This is a genomic window from Enterococcus cecorum DSM 20682 = ATCC 43198 (assembly GCF_000407565.1).
GTDB classification, from domain to species: Bacteria; Bacillota; Bacilli; order Lactobacillales; family Enterococcaceae; genus Enterococcus_E; species Enterococcus_E cecorum.
This window is the reverse complement of the sequence record NZ_ASWI01000003.1, coordinates 139,253-156,845: the sequence shown is the minus strand read 5'-3', so window position 1 is coordinate 156,845 and position 17,593 is coordinate 139,253. Positions and strand designations below refer to the sequence as shown.

15 protein-coding genes and 2 pseudogenes are annotated in these 17,593 nt (G+C 38.9%); all 17 read left to right on the top strand.

The genetic code is table 11. The annotated features are described in order from the left end of the window. Positions 1–336 precede the first annotated feature (336 nt). Complete coding sequence (locus I567_RS12260) at positions 337–492, top strand: type II toxin-antitoxin system Phd/YefM family antitoxin (protein WP_016250479.1); 156 nt, start codon at positions 337–339, stop codon at positions 490–492. A 145-nt stretch (positions 493–637) separates the two neighbouring features. Next, positions 638–1,210 (top strand): sugar nucleotide-binding protein, encoded by a 573-nt coding sequence (locus I567_RS13015; protein WP_016250478.1) that lies wholly within the window; start codon positions 638–640, stop codon positions 1,208–1,210. Positions 1,211–1,251: 41 nt separating this feature from the next. Next, a pseudogene (locus tag I567_RS13010) lies at positions 1,252–1,539 on the top strand (sugar nucleotide-binding protein); the annotation flags it as partial. A 121-nt stretch (positions 1,540–1,660) separates the two neighbouring features. Further along, entirely contained in the window at positions 1,661–2,872 is a 1,212-nt protein-coding gene (locus tag I567_RS01410) for an MFS transporter (protein ID WP_016250476.1), read from the top strand. Between the two features lie 136 nt (positions 2,873–3,008). Further along, a pseudogene (locus I567_RS12870) lies at positions 3,009–3,344 on the top strand (AbrB family transcriptional regulator). 254 nt (positions 3,345–3,598) lie between these two features. Further along, complete coding sequence (yaaA, locus tag I567_RS01400; protein ID WP_016250474.1) at positions 3,599–3,847, top strand: S4 domain-containing protein YaaA; 249 nt, start codon at positions 3,599–3,601, stop codon at positions 3,845–3,847. Then, on the top strand, positions 3,834–4,973 hold the full coding sequence (gene recF, locus I567_RS01395) for a DNA replication/repair protein RecF (RefSeq protein WP_016250473.1): 1,140 nt from the start codon (positions 3,834–3,836) through the stop codon (positions 4,971–4,973). Before yaaA ends, recF begins: the two co-directional genes overlap by 14 nt. A gap of 26 nt (positions 4,974–4,999) precedes the next feature. Continuing rightward, positions 5,000–6,949: a DNA topoisomerase (ATP-hydrolyzing) subunit B gene (gyrB, locus tag I567_RS01390; protein WP_016250472.1), complete on the top strand. Its 1,950-nt coding sequence runs from the start codon at positions 5,000–5,002 to the stop codon at positions 6,947–6,949. A gap of 20 nt (positions 6,950–6,969) precedes the next feature. Continuing rightward, the gene (gene gyrA, locus I567_RS01385; protein WP_016250471.1) at positions 6,970–9,474 is read left to right on the top strand and encodes a DNA gyrase subunit A; all 2,505 of its coding nucleotides are present in this window, start codon (positions 6,970–6,972) and stop codon (positions 9,472–9,474) included. Between the two features lie 216 nt (positions 9,475–9,690). After that, a complete protein-coding gene (locus I567_RS01380; RefSeq protein WP_016250470.1) occupies positions 9,691–10,062 on the top strand; it encodes an MmcQ/YjbR family DNA-binding protein in 372 nt (123 codons plus the stop codon). Beyond that, positions 10,059–11,132: an endonuclease/exonuclease/phosphatase family protein gene (locus tag I567_RS01375; protein ID WP_016250469.1), complete on the top strand. Its 1,074-nt coding sequence runs from the start codon at positions 10,059–10,061 to the stop codon at positions 11,130–11,132. The genes I567_RS01380 and I567_RS01375 overlap by 4 nt, the downstream gene beginning before the upstream one ends. Positions 11,133–11,390: 258 nt before the next feature. Next, positions 11,391–11,690 (top strand): 30S ribosomal protein S6, encoded by a 300-nt coding sequence (rpsF, locus tag I567_RS01370; RefSeq protein WP_016250468.1) that lies wholly within the window; start codon positions 11,391–11,393, stop codon positions 11,688–11,690. 42 nt (positions 11,691–11,732) lie between these two features. Then, positions 11,733–12,251 (top strand): single-stranded DNA-binding protein, encoded by a 519-nt coding sequence (ssb, locus tag I567_RS01365; protein ID WP_016250467.1) that lies wholly within the window; start codon positions 11,733–11,735, stop codon positions 12,249–12,251. A 29-nt stretch (positions 12,252–12,280) separates the two neighbouring features. Continuing rightward, positions 12,281–12,517 carry a 30S ribosomal protein S18 gene (gene rpsR, locus I567_RS01360; RefSeq protein WP_016250466.1) on the top strand — a complete coding sequence of 79 codons (237 nt, stop codon included), beginning with the start codon at positions 12,281–12,283 and terminating at the stop codon, positions 12,515–12,517. Positions 12,518–12,705: 188 nt separating this feature from the next. Then, positions 12,706–13,119, top strand: coding sequence for an NUDIX hydrolase (locus I567_RS01355; protein ID WP_016250465.1), 414 nt, complete (start codon positions 12,706–12,708; stop codon positions 13,117–13,119). A 78-nt stretch (positions 13,120–13,197) separates the two neighbouring features. Then, entirely contained in the window at positions 13,198–13,470 is a 273-nt protein-coding gene (locus I567_RS01350) for an NAD(P)H-dependent oxidoreductase (RefSeq protein WP_016250464.1), read from the top strand. A 225-nt stretch (positions 13,471–13,695) separates the two neighbouring features. After that, positions 13,696–17,535, top strand: coding sequence for a YSIRK signal domain/LPXTG anchor domain surface protein (locus tag I567_RS01345; protein ID WP_016250463.1), 3,840 nt, complete (start codon positions 13,696–13,698; stop codon positions 17,533–17,535). The last annotated feature ends 58 nt before the right edge of the window (positions 17,536–17,593 follow it).

Here is a 17,593-nt window from a genome sequence, read left to right as displayed (position 1 = left end):
GCTAGTCGCTGAACACAGATTAAAAAAGGTCGCGAAGCAGCTTGATTAGACATGAAGAAATTCGTGTGTTTACCTCCCGCTTGGAAAATCGGATGAAAGGAGATTTTCTCAAGCGGAAGGGCGAATTTCACAATGTCTAGCTGCTGAGCGCCGTCAATGAAGGATGTGAGCTGGGTCGATCAGCTACAAGATTAGAAGTGAATAAAGCTAAACCCCAACTACGCCAAGCATCAAGCGTGTAGTTGGAGTTATTTTTTATAGGGTTGAATAAACACAAAAAGAATTAGGATATTTATCATCATCAGTATGTTAAAATAATAACGAGGAGGATGTAAGATGAATTGTTATAGACCTATTACTGATTTAAATGATGATTTTGACGATATTATGAATGCTGTACACGAGACGAATCAACCTATTTTTCTGACAAAGGAGAATAAAGTTGACATGGTTGTTTTAAGTATGGAGGCATTTGAAAACTTACAATTTTAAAGTGAAGTATACTTTAAGTTATAGGAAGCAGAAAAAGAAGCTGAACTAACAGATAAGCTTTATTCTTCCAAAGAGGTTATTAAGGCGATGAAGGACATTATCAATAAATGATGGAATAGCTAATAAAAAGGAGGATGATATATCGATGTCAATTAAAGTATTGTTATTTGGAGCAAATGGTAATTTAGGAAGTATGATAAAAAAATATTCTTTTGCATCTAACTCTGAAATAGAGTTGATTTCATGGACAAGAGAAGATGGCAATGTGACGCAGTTTGATTTAGTAAAAGAAAAATTGTTACAAATAAAACCTAATGTGGTTATTAATACAATTGCCTATAATGGTGTAGATGCCTGTGAAGATGATGAAAAAGAACAAGAAAATGCAAAGAAATTAAACATAGATTTTATTAGATTGCTATGTGAAATCTGCTTGGAAATCAACGCGCAATTCATTACCTTTTCAACAAATTATGTTTTTTCAGGAAAAAAAGAATATTATGTTGAAAGTGATTTAACAGATCCGATTAATTTTTATGGCTATACGAAAAAGATAGGGGAAGAAATAGTAACCGAGTATATCCAAAAAGGTCTTACAGCAAGTATTCTTAGAGTGGCGAATCTATTTGGTGAAAATGAAGTTGGCAAATCATCTAAGAAAAATTTTTTTGATGCAATTATTGAGGCTTCAATTAAACAAAAAAATTACACGTTGTAGATGATGAAAAATGCTGTTTTACTTACACAAAAGATGTAGCAAAGGTAATTGAAACTTTTGTGAATCGTCCTAATGATATGAAGGGTATACATCATGTAATTAATTCTGGTGAGGCAAAAACATGGTATCAAGCAACGAAGATATTGTTTGATAAACTAGATATTCATGTGGATGTTGAACCAATAAATGGTTTAGAACTTGCAAGAAAAGCTAAAAGACCTAGAAGTGCTGTTTTGAAAGTTACTAACTCAAACACCCCTATTTTAAGAGACTTCAATCAAGCATTGGATGAATATATATATTATTTGCAAATAAAGCTAAATGAATGAAGTAATATAAGCATATTGTATTTTTCTGTTTTTTTATCATTCCGTAAATTTTATCTTGTATTCAAAAATAAAAAATGTTACACTTACTAAACATTAAAAAAGTGAGAAAAGGGTGAGAAAAATGAGACAGAAAAATGTGGATTTGCAAAACTCGAATCGCATCATGCTGTCGAGTATTACTTCAAGGGTAGGAAATGCGGTATTTGATTATGCCAACAAGATGATTTTGGTCTCCGTTTTTGCGAGTAGACCGTTATTGATGTCCTTGTATCAGTCCTCAGAAACGATGATTGGGATTGTCTTTAATTTATTTGCAGGTGCCTTTGCTGATAAAGTGAACCGTAAAAAAATCTTGATCGTCACTGACTTTCTGAGTGGGATAACTTGTTTGATTGGCTTTTTATTCTTAGATACACCTTATTTGTACTTGGCGATGCTGATTGGTAATATTTTACTGGCGATTTTGTCCACGTATAACAGCCCGAGCTACAATGCGATGATTAAGGAAAGTATTACCGAAGATTATATTGAGACGCACTTTTCACGTTTTACACTGGCAAAGGAAATTTTCTCGATTGCCTCGCCAAGTATCGGTGTGTTAGTCTGGCAGTTGTTCGGCTTAAAAGTTTCTTACCTGTTTAATGCGGCAACGTTTCTGTTCTCGGCTTTCATCTCCAATAAAATCGTGATTCAACTACCACCCAAAGAAAAAAAGAAAAAAGAGTCGGTGTTCCAGCAAATTACAGAGGGTTTGCAGTATATGTTCAAGCACAAAACGATTATGTATCTGTTAATTATTTCGGCGATGGTGAATTTCTTTTTGAGTGGGTATAACTTAAGTATGCCTTATTTAAATAACTATTTTTCAAAAGAGATGAGTAACTTTTTCGGCGCGGCATTAATTGCTGAATCGGTTGGAGCGATTGTCTTTTCAGCTGTGAATACCAAACTTTCAAAAGAGAAGAAAAAAGAAGTTTCGCAAAATAAAATGTTATTATTCTTAGTTTTGTGTGGCTTATCAATTGCACTTTTACCTTTACAAGATGCTGTATTCAAAAATGCTTATCTATCACTGGTGCCGTTTGCTTTGATGGGTGGATTTTTAACCATGTTTAATATCCAGTTCTTTACGATTGTTCAAAAGAGTGTCGATAGCGAATATGTGGGAAGAGTATACTCTGTTATTTTCACAATTGCCATTCTCTTTATGCCAGTCGGATCGATTGTGTTTGGCTTTATCTTAAATCCGGCCAATCTGCTTGTGATGCTGATTTGTGGCATCGGTGTCATCCTTTCAGTGGTCTTATACAAACTGCTGATGATAGGCAAATAATCATGAAAAGTAACGTCAAGTAAGTGTTTCTTGCTTGGCGTGTTTTTTTGCTTTCAATCGGTGGGTGAAAGTGGCAAAGTAAGCTTGAGTAGTTCACAATAAACATAGCAAAAACAACCAAGGAAGAAGTGGGGATATGTTTACAAAGACAATAAATCAAGGAAATTCAATTATGGTAACTGTTCCAAAATCGTTCAATATTCCAAGTGGTGTTATGCTCGATGTTAAAAAAGTTGAAAATGGGATTTTGTATACTTTTGTTCAGGAAGAGTACGACTTTTTCGATTTTTCCACCGAAATCTTGAAAGATATTATTAAAGAGGGGTAAAGTGGCGAACAAATTGTCCAAGAATTTACACAAAGAAAACAAAGGCTTAATCATCAGTTGCATCAAATGGTAGATGAAACGCTAGCAACTCAAGCATGGATGACCAAAGAAGAATTGGCAAGAGAAATCGGCTTAAATAACTAAATCTCCCCTGGCAGCTGTTGGTGAAACGGCTGCTTTTTTGTTATGCTTTGGCTATTTTCAGAAAAGCTTTACCAAACGTACGAGCGGCTAGTTTTATGTTTAAGCAGATTTGGCCTAAAGCAAGCAAAAAACCTTAAAAGTACTAAAATAGCTGAAATCGAAAAATAACCGTTTAAAACTGGATATTCATTTGTTTTCTGACCGCAAAAAAGGTATAATATCTATGTACGCCTTAAAAAGAATTGAGGATGAAAATGAAACAAAAAATTTTCTTACAAAGTGAATTTATGACACTTGGGCAGCTATTAAAAGAAGCCAATATTATCGCAAGTGGCGGACAGGCTAAATGGTATTTGGCGGAAAATGCGGTGTATGTTAATGGTGAGTTAGAAAACCGCCGTGGCCGCAAACTTTATGCCGGAATGATGGTCGAAACAAGCGAAGGGACGTTCTTTATCAGCGCACCTGAGAAAAATGAGGAAGCAGATCATGTTTCTGAATAAACTACAATTAAAGCATTTTCGCAATTATGAGGAATTAAGTCTAGATTTCAAGAAGAATTTAGTGATTTTTTTGGGAGATAATGCGCAGGGCAAGACCAATATTTTAGAAAGTATTTATTGCCTGGCGCTTACCAAAAGTCATCGTACCAACAACGAACAAGAGTTGATTTCCTTTGAGGGCGATCAGGCTTATTTATTTGGTGAGGTCAAAAAAGGGCACCAGCAGATACCTTTAGAGTTATTTTTAACCAAGAAGGGCCGCAAATGCAAGGTCAATCATATTGAACAAAAACTTTTAAGCAGCTATATCGGACAAATGAATGTGATTTTATTTGCCCCAGAAGATCTTTCCTTAGTCAAGGGTAGTCCTCAAGTTCGCCGCAAGTTTCTCGATATGGAGATTGGCCAGATGAATCGGGTCTATTTATATGAGTTGCAACAGTATCAAAAAATCTTAAAGCAGCGCAATCAATACTTAAAACAAGCGGCTATCAATCAGAAATTTGATGCGGTTTATTTTGAAATATTGACCGAACAATTAATCACGCATGGTAGTAAGGTTTTGTTGACCAGAGCGCAGTTTACCAAAGAATTGGAGCATTGGGCAAATGGTTTGCATCAAAAAATCAGTCATGAAAAAGAAACCTTGACCTTGCGCTATGATAGCACGCTGAAATCATTGGATACGCTGGATTTAGCGCAAATTCAAGCGGAATACCAAGCTAAGTTAGCTGAACAACTCGACAAAGAGCGTCAACGCCAAAGCACGTTAATTGGTCCTCACCGTGATGATTTGTTATTCTTTATCAATGGCAAAAACGTGCAAAACTTTGGCTCGCAAGGTCAACAGCGCACCACAGCTTTAAGTGTCAAATTGGCAGAGATTGACCTGATGTATCAAGAAACAGGGGAATATCCGATTTTGTTATTAGATGATGTGATGAGTGAGTTAGATGATTTAAGACAGCTCCATCTTTTACAAACGATTGAAAATAAGGTGCAGACTTTCTTAACGACCACGACTCTCAATCATTTAAAAGATAAAATGACATTAGAACCAGAGATTTATTATGTTTCACATGGAACAATTCAAACCAAAGCAAGTGAAGAAAGGAGCGGACTTTAGATTTTTCTAGAGTCAAATGTGAGTAAATGGCAGATGAAAAGAAAGATTTAGCTGAATTAGCAAAAAAATATGATGCCAGCCAAATCCAAGTATTAGAAGGCCTGGAAGCTGTTAGAAAACGTCCAGGGATGTATATCGGCTCAACCAGTTCAGAAGGTTTGCATCACCTGGTCTGGGAAATCGTGGATAATTCCATCGATGAAGCCCTAGCTGGTTTTGCGACAAATATTCAAGTAATCGTAGAAAAAGATAACAGTATTACCGTAATTGATGACGGTCGGGGGATTCCTGTAGATATTCAAGAAAAAACAGGCCGTCCTGCAGTGGAAACCGTCTTTACTGTCTTGCACGCCGGTGGGAAATTCGGCGGCGGCGGATATAAGGTATCTGGAGGACTACACGGGGTAGGTTCTTCCGTTGTTAATGCCTTGTCTACTAGCTTAGATGTCAAAGTCTACAAAGATGGCAAAATTTATTATCAAGAATATCGCCGCGGTCATGTCGTGGATGATTTGAAAGTAATCGGTGAGACTGAGCGCCACGGGACGACGGTTCATTTCGTGCCAGATCCTGAAATCTTTACCGAAACGACGGAATATAATTTTGATAAATTAGCCACACGTATTAGAGAATTAGCCTTTTTAAATCGTGGCTTACACATTTCCATTGAAGATACTCGCCCAGAAGAACCTGAAAAGCGCGAATATTATTTTGAAGGTGGGATAAAGAGTTATGTCGAATATCTCAACCAAAATAAGACCGTGTTATTTGATGAACCAATTTATTTGGAAGGCGAGCAGCAAGATATTACCGTTGAAGTTTCCTTACAGTATACGGATGGCTACCACAGCAATCTTTTAAGTTTTGCGAATAATATCCATACGTATGAAGGGGGCACGCACGAGTCAGGATTCAAGACCGCTTTAACACGGGTGGTCAATGATTATGCCCGCAAGCAAAAGTTAATGAAAGAAAATGACGAAAACTTAAGCGGGGAAGATGTGCGTGAAGGGATTACCGCGGTGATTTCTGTGAAGCATCCCGATCCACAATTTGAAGGTCAAACCAAAACAAAATTGGGGAATTCCGAAGTTAGAGCTGTAACCGATCGTCTATTTTCTGAGCATTTATTGAAATTCTTGATGGAAAATCCAACGGTCGGCAAGCAAATCGTCGAAAAGGGCTTACTAGCTTCCAAAGCGCGCTTGGCAGCCAAACGTGCACGAGAAATGACACGTCGCAAGGGTGCGCTAGAAATCAGCAACTTGCCTGGTAAATTGGCGGATTGTTCAAGCAATGATCCAGAGCAATGCGAATTATTCATTGTCGAAGGGGATTCTGCCGGTGGTTCTGCTAAACAAGGGCGTAACCGAGAATTCCAAGCTATTTTGCCAATCCGCGGGAAAATTTTAAACGTGGAAAAAGCCAGTATGGATAAAATTTTAGCCAATGATGAAATTCGTTCGTTATTTACAGCGATGGGGACTGGGTTTGGCGAAGATTTTGATGTCAGCAAGGCTCGTTATCATAAATTAGTGATTATGACCGATGCCGATGTCGATGGCGCCCATATCCGTACACTTTTATTAACGTTATTTTATCGTTATATGCGTCCGGTGGTGGAAGCAGGCTATGTTTATATCGCGCAACCGCCTTTATATGGAGTGAAACAAGGCAAGAATATTACTTATGTTCAGCCAGGGAAAGATGCGGAAGAAAATCTGAAAAAAGTGATTGAAAGCTTACCGCAAACACCTAAGCCAAGTGTTCAACGTTACAAAGGGCTAGGGGAAATGGATGATCATCAACTTTGGGAAACTACGATGAATCCAGAAAACCGCTTGATGCTTCGAGTGAGTGTGGAAGATGCGATTGAAGCGGACCAAATCTTTGAAATGCTGATGGGTGATAAAGTCGAACCACGGCGCGCCTTTATTGAAGAAAATGCGCATTATGTACAGAACTTAGATATTTAATCAGGAGGGAAGAATCGAAAATGGAAGATAAAAATCAAAATATTCATGACGTCAATCTAGCCAGCGAGATGAAAACCTCTTTTATTGATTATGCCATGAGTGTTATCGTTGCCCGGGCTTTACCAGATGTTCGTGACGGATTAAAGCCGGTGCATCGTCGTATTTTATATGGAATGAACGAACTCGGTGTGACGCCAGATAAACCACACAAAAAATCAGCGCGTATCGTCGGGGATGTTATGGGTAAATACCATCCACACGGGGATAGTGCGATTTACGAGTCAATGGTGCGGATGGCGCAACCATTTAGTTATCGGAATATGCTTGTCGATGGTCATGGAAACTTTGGCTCGGTGGATGGCGATAGTGCTGCGGCAATGCGTTATACCGAGGCCCGCATGAGTAAACTCGCTTTGGAAATGATTCGTGATATTAATAAAAACACTGTTGATTTCCAAGGCAACTATGATGATAGTGAAAAAGAACCCGTTGTCTTGCCTTCTCGTTTTCCAAATTTATTGGTCAATGGGACGACTGGGATTGCCGTGGGGATGGCGACGAATATTCCACCGCATAACTTACGCGAAGTCATCAGGGCGTTGAATTTATTAATGGACAATCCTGACGTGACGACCAACGAATTGATGGAAGTCCTACCTGGGCCAGACTTTCCAACGGGTGGCTTGGTGATGGGCAAATCTGGTATCCGCCGTGCTTACGAAACGGGGAAAGGGACGATTACCGTTCGTGCCAAAGTCGAAATCGTGCAGATGCCAAACGGAAAAGAACGCATCTTAGTGACCGAGTTACCCTATATGGTCAACAAAGCCAAATTAATTGAACGTATTTCTGAATTGCATCGTGACAAACGCGTCGAAGGGATTACTGATTTGCGCGATGAATCCAACCGCGAAGGCATGCGAATTGTCATCGATGTGCGCCGCGATATGAGTGCTTCAGTGATTTTAAATAACTTATACAAACTCACTGCCTTGCAATCTTCATTTGGGATTAATATGCTAGCCATCGAAAACGGGGTGCCAAAGATTTTAAGTCTAAAACGCATCTTGGTTGATTATCTAGAGTTCCAAAAAGAAGTCATCACCAGACGTACTGAATTTGAAAAGAAAAAAGCTGAAGCCCGTGCCCATATCTTAGAAGGTTTGCGCATTGCTTTAGATCATATTGATGAAATTATTCATATTATCCGTAGTTCGAATTCCGATGATGAAGCGAAACAAACGATGATTGAACGTTTTGCTTTCAGCGATCGTCAAGCCCAAGCGATTTTGGATATGCGTTTGCGTCGTTTGACCGGTTTGGAACGTGAGAAGATTGAAAATGAATACCAAGATTTACTTGCTTTGATTGCCGATTTAGCTGATATCTTAGCTAAACCAGAACGTGTCGTAGAAATTATCAGAACAGAACTAGGTGAAATCGGTGCGCGTTTTGGCGATGACCGCAGAACCGAATTACTAGTCGGTGAAGTCTTGAGTTTAGAAGATGAAGACTTAATTGAAGAAGAAGAAGTTGTTATTACATTAACGAATAAAGGTTATATTAAACGCCTGGCGAAGAGTGAATTTAGAGCTCAACGTCGCGGCGGTCGAGGGGTACAAGGAATGGGCGTCCACGATGAAGACTTTGTGAAAACACTGGTCTCTTGTTCAACCCATGACACGCTCTTATTCTTTACTAACCAAGGAAAAGTTTATAAAGCAAAAGGTTACGAAATTCCAGAATACGGTCGTGCTGCCAAAGGAATTCCAGTGATTAACTTATTAGGTATTGATTCAAATGAGTTGATTCAAGCGATTATCCCCGTTAGCAGCCAACCAACAGCCGGTCGTTACCTATTCTTTACTACTAAATATGGTGTGGTAAAACGTACCGAAGTGACTGCCTTTTCAAATATTCGCAGCAACGGTTTGATTGCGATTGGCTTAAAAGAAGGCGATGAACTGGTTAATATTGTCGAGACCAATGGCGAAAATACAATTATTATTGGTACGCATGATGGTTATTCCGTCCGCTTTGAAGAAAGTCAAGTCCGTGATATGGGACGTACGGCTGCTGGGGTACGCGGAATTAAGTTGCGTGAAGGCGATTATGTCGTTGGAAGTTCAGTCATTAGCGATAACCAAGAAGTGCTGGTCATTACCGAAAATGGTTATGGTAAACGCACCGCAGCGAGTGAATATCCAGTCAAAGGCCGCGGTGGTAAAGGAATTAAGACTGCCAATATTACCGAGAAAAATGGCCCACTTGCTGGACTGACAACCGTTGATAGTAGCGAAGACATCCTATTGATTACCGATAAAGGGGTTATCATCCGCTTTAACGTTGATTCTGTCTCACAAACCGGCCGTGCGACTTTGGGTGTGCGTCTAATGAAGATGGAAGAAGATACCAAAGTTGTAACCATGGCAACCGTTGAACCAGAAGAAGACGAAGATGTATCAGAAGCTCAAGCAAATACTGAAAGTTCAGAGGCTACGGATAAACCAGACGAAACGGAATAAAAAGTTCCACGTGAAACAATGAAAACTCACAGCTAACTCTTGATTTGGAGGAAGTTGTGAGTTTTTTACGTTGTTGCTTGTTTTTTTCGAGTAATCTTGCACTTAGACAGGAAGCGTTTGATTGCCTATTTTTCGGATATTTAGGTTCAATTCATTGCTTTCAAAGGATTTTTTCGCGTATAATAAAGAAGTTCATGAAAGAAAGAAGGGCTGAAAATGGAAAAAGCAGCGTTACAATCCTGGGTAAAAGCGCAGTTTGAGATTGAAGGAGAGCGAGTCTTTCACAAACATCCGGAATTTTTAGTATTCAGACATGCTCGCAATCAAAAATGGTTTGCCTTATACATGAAGATTCCCCCTGAAAAACTTAGACTAGCAGAAGATGGGACATTTTTTCCAAAAGACTCGCTACTTGAGATTGTCAATGTCAAAGTCAATCCCGAGGAACGTGAAATCCTGACCAGTCAAACAGGGTTTTATCCTGGCTATCATATGAACAAAAAATACTGGATTAGCCTGGATATTCACAAAGTTCAGGAACCCTTACTCAAAGATTTAATCCAAGAAAGTTATCTGATGACCTTATGAAGAAAAAGAAAATATTACGTGTATTTATCGCTTTAATTTCGTTATTTTTATTTGTGTTTATTAGTTATTTAGCTTATCTCTTTTTCAGCTATCATCGCTTGCCAGATAATCAAGAAATAGCAATCGAACAAGCACAGGAAGCAACAAATGAAAATAACGATAAAAAGAAATATAAAATTACAACTTTTAATATTGGATATGCAGCCAACCCCCACAATTATAGCTTCTTTATGGATGGTGGAAAGTATGCACGTGGATTTAGTAAGCAAAATGTAGCACAAAATCTTGCGGGGATTATCAAGCAAGTCAAGCAAACCCAAGCCGATTTTGTACTCTTGCAAGAAGTAGATTCAGATGCCACGCGTTCTTATCATATTCCTCAAGAAAAGCAAATTATGCAAGCCATGCCCGAAATGAATGCCGCCTTTGCATTAAACTATGATTCGGCGTATTTGTTTTACCCATTTACCGAACCCATCGGCAAGAGTCAGAGTGGTTTGTTGACACTTAGTCGCGAAACGATTCATAATAGTACGCGTTATCAATTACCGATTGAAACCAATTTGAATAAATTCACCGATTATGACCGTGCCTTTACGATTAGCTTAATAGCTACCACGCCTAAACCACTGGCATTAATCAATGTGCATTTGTCGGCCTTTACTAAAGATCAGTCCATCCAAGCAGCCCAAATCAAAAAATTAGCCAAATACATGCAGCTTTATCAGCAAAAAGGCTATGCAGTGATTGTCGGTGGTGATTATAATCATGATGTATTAGGAGATACCCCAAGTCTGTTTGGCACGAAAAAACAAACACTGACTTGGACGCATCCCTTCCCTAAAGCCGACCTTCCAGCTGGTTTTACCTTGGTGAATCAAGATATTGTCGCCGCGAAAATTCCTTCCGTCCGCGCCAATGACCGCCCCTTTACCAAAGATAGCTATGTGAATTTGGTTGATGGCTTTATCGTGTCAGAAGATATTCAAGTCAATCACCTCAAAGTTTGGGACAATCACTTCCAATATTCCGACCATAACCCAGTCACGATGACATTTGAAATCAAGTAAAACTTCTCCATCTAGCTTTAACATAGTAGAAAGTTAGATGGAGATTTTTTGTAGGAAAAAATTTTTAAAATAAAAAAAGCTTTTGTCCCTTTTTCGCGTATTTATTAAGTAGCAAGGTAATTTATAAAAAATGCGTGAAAAACCTTTGCAATTCTTTGAAAATCTGTGTATAATAAATCATTGTGAGTAGCTAAGTCTGCTCTCTCTGCTCTTGATATCAATACAAGGGCCAAAGTCCATAGGGAGGTGAACATATCAATGGAAAATACGAAATATGAAATTCTTTACATTATTCGTCCAAACATTGATGAAGAAGCAAAATCTGCTTTAATCGAACGTTTCGATGCAATCTTAAAAGATAACGGAGCTGAAGTTCTTGAATCTAAAGATTGGGAAAAACGCCGTTTCGCTTATGAAATGAATGGATTCCGCGAAGGTATCTATCACATCGTTAAAGTATCTTCTCCATCAAGCGCTAGCGCTGTTAGCGAATTTGATCGTCTTGCTAAAATCAATGAAGACATCATTCGTCACATGATTGTTAAAGAAGAAGCTTAAGAATGTTTCACGTGAAACAAAAACGATGGGAGATGAATAGCCTTGATTAATAATGTTGTATTAGTAGGTAGATTAACAAGAGACCCTGATTTACGTTACACTTCTTCTGGTGTTGCGGTGGCTACTTTTAGTTTAGCTGTGAACCGTAATTTTACCAGCCAAAATGGAGAAAGAGAAACGGACTTTATCAATTGTGTCATTTGGCGTAAACCAGCTGAAACCTTAGCAAATTACGCTAGAAAAGGGACATTAATTGGTTTGACCGGACGTATTCAAACGAGAAATTATGAAAACCAACAAGGTCAACGTGTATACGTAACTGAAGTGGTTGCCGATAATTTCCAATTATTAGAGTCTAAAGCAGTCAACGATCAACGTCGTCAAGCTGCCGGAAACTTTGATAATAATGTCTCACAACCATTTAACAATAATAACAATAGCTTTGATCAGCCAGCTTCATCTCAACCATTTAGTGGAATGCCTGGCTTTGACCGTGATGCAAGTAACACACCACTTGGCGGATCAAGCATTGACATTTCAGATGATGATTTACCATTCTAATTAATTTTTGTAATAAGGAGGGAAATAGAATGGCACAACAACGTAGAGGCGGTCGTAAACGTCGTAAAGTAGACTATCTTGCAGCAAATCACATTGAACATGTTGATTATAAAGATGTTGAATTATTAAAGAGATTTATCTCAGAACGTGGAAAAATCTTACCTCGTCGCGTAACTGGTACTGGTGCTAAAAACCAACGTAAATTAACAGTTGCTATCAAACGCGCACGTATCATGGGATTACTTCCATTCGTTAACGAAGACTAATATAAACCCAAACACCTCAGAACCACTTCGAATGGCTCTGAGGTGTTTTTTTTTCGCTTTTGAGGTAGTTTTTGGGTCATTTAATCCTTATGTGAGAAATTCATCTATATTTTTTGGATAGTTTCTCCATTTTACTTAAAATCATGCTATAATCGTTCTTACTGAAAAAAATGAAACGAGGGATGCACATGGAAAATCGGCTAATTGCGCATAGTTTAATTGAAAAGAACGAGAAGTATTTGTTGATCAAACGCAGTGAAATCAAGCGCGGTCAGAAAAATTTTTATCCGGCTTATTGGGACATTCCTGGTGGGACGGTGGAAGATGGCGAGCTCCCTAGACAGGCGGCGATTCGCGAATGTCAAGAAGAGGTAGGCTTGAAGATTACTATTGACCAAATTATTCATGAAGATAGCAATGTAGATAAGGACAAGGTTTTTACGCGCCTGGTGTATCGTGGACAATTATTGGAAAATAGTGAAGATTTAGTGATTACTTTAGACCCGCAAGAACATACGGATTATCGCTGGGTGACAAGTTTAGCGGATTTACCTGGTGAAAAAATTGTGCCGTATTTGTGTGAAATATTAGCAGAAGGATAAAAAGCTTACTGAATGATGCTCAAATTTGCAAAATAGTTGGAACGAATACCACAAAATGCTAAAAAGAGAGATTTCTATTTGACTTACGGCTGGGCTTATGGTTCAACAGGAAAAGCACTGCAAGGGAAAGAAGTGCTCTTGTCTGTAAGTTTTGGTGCAGATAAAGGGGACTATACTTCACTAGGTAGATTCCATATTACAGTCGATGAAGTATTAAAGCCGATAGAAACCATTTCGTATTATACCGGCTTAAAGTTCCTGGATCCATTTGTCATTACCGGCGCGATGCAGTTAGATGAAGCAAGTCTAGTTGGACGAGCAAAAGTATTTGTAGAAAAACTAAGTGAATAATTCCTCTCCATTTTAAAGACTTCCATTCATGCTTGGTCAGTGATGGAGGTCTTTTATTGCAAAATATTACGGTTATTTAATATTAACTTGTATGGTAGAACTAAACAGGTTTACTTGAAATGAAAATAAAATAGCAAAATTATTTTCAGTATTCACACTTGAAAACGCTTAACCATATTGGTATACTCCTATTTGTAAAATATTTTATGAAAAGGAGATAACGCAATGAAGTATCCATTTGAAACCAGAGGACGATTTTCTATTCGTAAACTAAGTATTGGTGTGTGTTCGGTATGCCTAGGTTTTGCTATTTTAAATGCAGTCCATTCTCATCAAACCGTTTTAGCTCAGGAAGGGACTACAGATGCGCAACCGGCAGTGACATCTGAATTTTCGACTTATGATAAACCGGTAAATGAGGCAAATAGCCCTGAAAGTTCTACATTAACAAGTACAACAACCTCAGAAGGTGTAGAGACTACTCATGCAAATCTGGAGGTCGCTACTTCTACTGCTCCAACGTCAACTACGAGTGAATTAAGCAGTAATAGTCAACCGAGCGAAACAAGCCACTTAACAGCCAACGAAGGTTCAGCAAATCAAACGCAACCAATCTCTGAATCAGCTACCTCCAATGAAACGACTGAAGTAGCAAATACGCCTACTACATCAGCCTCTAGTTCGGAGCCAGCCAATACATCAGCTACGGAAGCACCAACGAGCGAAACAGAAAAGCAGAATACACCAGTGGCAGAAAATCTGGTAAAAAATGGCGACTTCACGCAAACTAAAGCCAAGACCGGCACATGGACAGCTGAGGCAGCAACTTCCTGGAATAATCCATGGATCCCAAGCAACATCACAGCATCTTCCAAGTCTAAAGCTCAATTAGCAGTGGTCGATGGCCGTTTAATGATTTCTGCTCCTGAGACGTTTAGAACCTCGATTGCGCAAGTATTAGAAGTCGATGCTAGCAAAAAATATGAAGTGAGCTATGATGTTGAAACCCAAAATGTAGAAGGAGCAGGCGTGCGTGTCCGTTTCTTGCCGGTGGATGAAAAAGGCGCCACACTAAAAACTCCAGAAGGCAAAACCGTGGATGCTCCTACGACAAGTTATGTGAACAAAACAAACACGAAGACTATTACCCAACAAGTTACCTTTGATCCAATCGTTAGTCGGGTAAAACTTGAAATCTTCTTTGAAACTGGCACAGGAACCGCGTATTTTGATAATATAACATTTAAAGAATATATTAAGCCACAAGAAGAAACTAAAGATGCCCCTAAAGCCGAAACGGAAGATATCCAGCTAGGGTTAAATAAATACTATCTACCCAATCTAAGCGATGCAACGTATACTGTTGAAAATCCAGAAATCGCTGAAGTGCGTAATCAAATCATTACGCCTAAGCAAACCGGTTCGACCAAGGTGACGATTACTAAAGAGGGGCAAACACTTGGCAGCTTCACCTTAAATGTTGAAAACCATGATGCAACCATTTATGATCAAATTTTGAATAGCTGGGAGAACGTGTCTTTAGGAAATGAAAATTATCAATCCGACAATCCATATATGCAAGAATTTTTAGCCAAAATCGAAAGCGGAGTCGAGGAAAGTTTAGCACATTGGGATGATGATGTTGCCAATCGTGAAAGCATTTTTGATGATGTGACTGACTTTACCAAATCTGCAAATATAACAAAAACTTATAGACGATTAGAGCAATTCGCCCAAGTTTTAGATAACAAATCATCTAAGTATTATCAAAATTATGACCTCGCAGTGAAGCTAAAACAAGGCATGGAATACTTATATAAACATGTCTACAACGAGCAAAAAGAAATCGTGGGCAACTGGTGGGACTACGAGATTGGCACGCCGCGAGCAGTGGTCGATGTCCTTGCCTATGCCAATGCCTACTTCACACAAGAAGAAATTAATCGTTATATTAAACCGATTGATAAGTTTGTAGCTGATCCAACGGTGATTCGTTCCACTACGACGATTCCAGTACCGGCAGTGGGAGGCAATCAAACCGACTTAAGTAAAGTAACCATTCTTTCAGGTGCATTAAAACAAGACAGTGCGCGCATCCAAGAAGGGGTAGATGGGCTGTTGACGGTGCTAGAATTTGTGAAAGAAGGTCAAGGATTTTATCGTGACGGTTCATTTATTGATCATACAGATGTTGCTTATACGGGAGCCTATGGGAATGTATTGATGGATGGTTTTTCACAAATTTTACCGATGATTGCCAACACCTCATTTGCTCTACCCGCTGAAAAAACTGCCATTTTGTATGAATGGATTGATCGCGCGTATTTTCCAATTATTCTTAATGGCGAATTGATGGATATGACTCGCGGACGGTCGATTAGTCGAGCTAGTGCGGAAAGTCATGCCGCTGCGATTGAGGCCTTACGAGGAGTTGTGCGAATTGCCCAAGCGAGTGATGAAGCGCAAAAAATGCATTTATTATCAGCGGTTAAAGGCCGTATAGGGGAAGATACCTTCTACGTTCCTTACCAAAATCTAAAATCCTATACCGACATTTCGTTATTTGAAAAATTGCTAAATGATGATACAATCCCTGCAGTAAAACCAGAGACATTTTTACATTCATTCCACAATATGGATAAATTTGTCTACAATAATGCAGAAAATCATTTTGCGATTGCGCTTAGTATGTATTCTGACCGGACACAAAATTATGAAGATATGAATAACGAAAATCGTCATGGTTGGTATACATCTGATGGAATGGTTTATCTATATAATAACGATTTAACGCATTATAGTGAAGGTTATTGGCCAACGGTGGATCCTTACAAGATGCCAGGAACGACCGAATTAGTAACAGCCAGAGAAGATGGTTCAGGTCAAGTGAATTTGCCAAGTCGTTTTGTGGGAGCAAGTAAATTTGACGAAAAAAATGCGGCTGTGGCGATGGATTTTACGAACTATAACGAAGAATTATCTGCCCGTAAAGCGTGGTTTATTTTTGGAGATAAAATCGTGATGTTGACGACCAATATCCAAAATAAAAGTAGTGATGCGAGTGTTACAACTATTGAGAATCGCAAATTAGTGCCTGATAAAAATACGAAAATTTATGTTAATGGTGAAGAAATGACTGCGGATAAAGTAACGAATTCTACGGTAGATACTTTCTATTTAGAAACAGCAGATCCAAATCAACGTATCGGTTATGCTTTCCTAACACCATTAAGTTTGGATATTGAAAAACAAGCACGGACGCATAGTTGGAGTGAAATTAACTATGGTCAACCAAGCGATCCAGTTACCAATACCTTTGTGACTGTGACCCACACCACGCAACAAAATGGTGAAAATCTGGCGTATGTATTGATGCCAAACCAAGATCAAGAAGCGTTAAATGCAGCTAAAGACACTGTGAAGGTTGTGGTTCAGAAGAATGATTTGCAAGTGGTTTATGATGAAACTAGCCAAACTTATGGTGTTATAAAATATACGGATACACCATATGAATTAACGGATAAAGTAACGCTGAGTCAATCTGGTATCTATATGATTAAAAAAACATCTGATGGATTTGATTTGAGTTTTGCTCATCCTAGAGACGATGCTAAGTTTTCGATGTTGGAAGGAAGCGCGGATGAGGTGAGCTTTAAAGTGTTGAAGACAGCAGATGAAGTGGACCGCACCACTAAGCTACATTTGATTTTGCCAACTGAAACCACAGACAGCAGTACACAAACGGACAATCCAAGCATGTCAGACAGTGGTACGCAAACAGACAATCCAAGCACATCAGACAGCGGTACGCAAATAGAGTTGCCTAAAGAGGAAGAAAAGCAGTCAAACAAAGACAATGTCAAAGAACAGCCTAAAAAAGAGCTAGGTTCTCAAGCAAAAAGAAACAAAAAAGTGAAAGAACAATCTTCTGTGCAAAGCGATGCTGCATCAGTTAAGCGATTACCTAAAACCGGCAATCAAGCAGACCAAGCGCTATTATTATCTGGTTTTGCAAGTATCGGTTTGTCTGCAGGAATCTTCTTCAAACGTAAAAAAGAACAATAGACACACATCAGGCCTTCGCTTTTCGGGGGCCTCTTGTTTCATGTGAAAATAATATAAT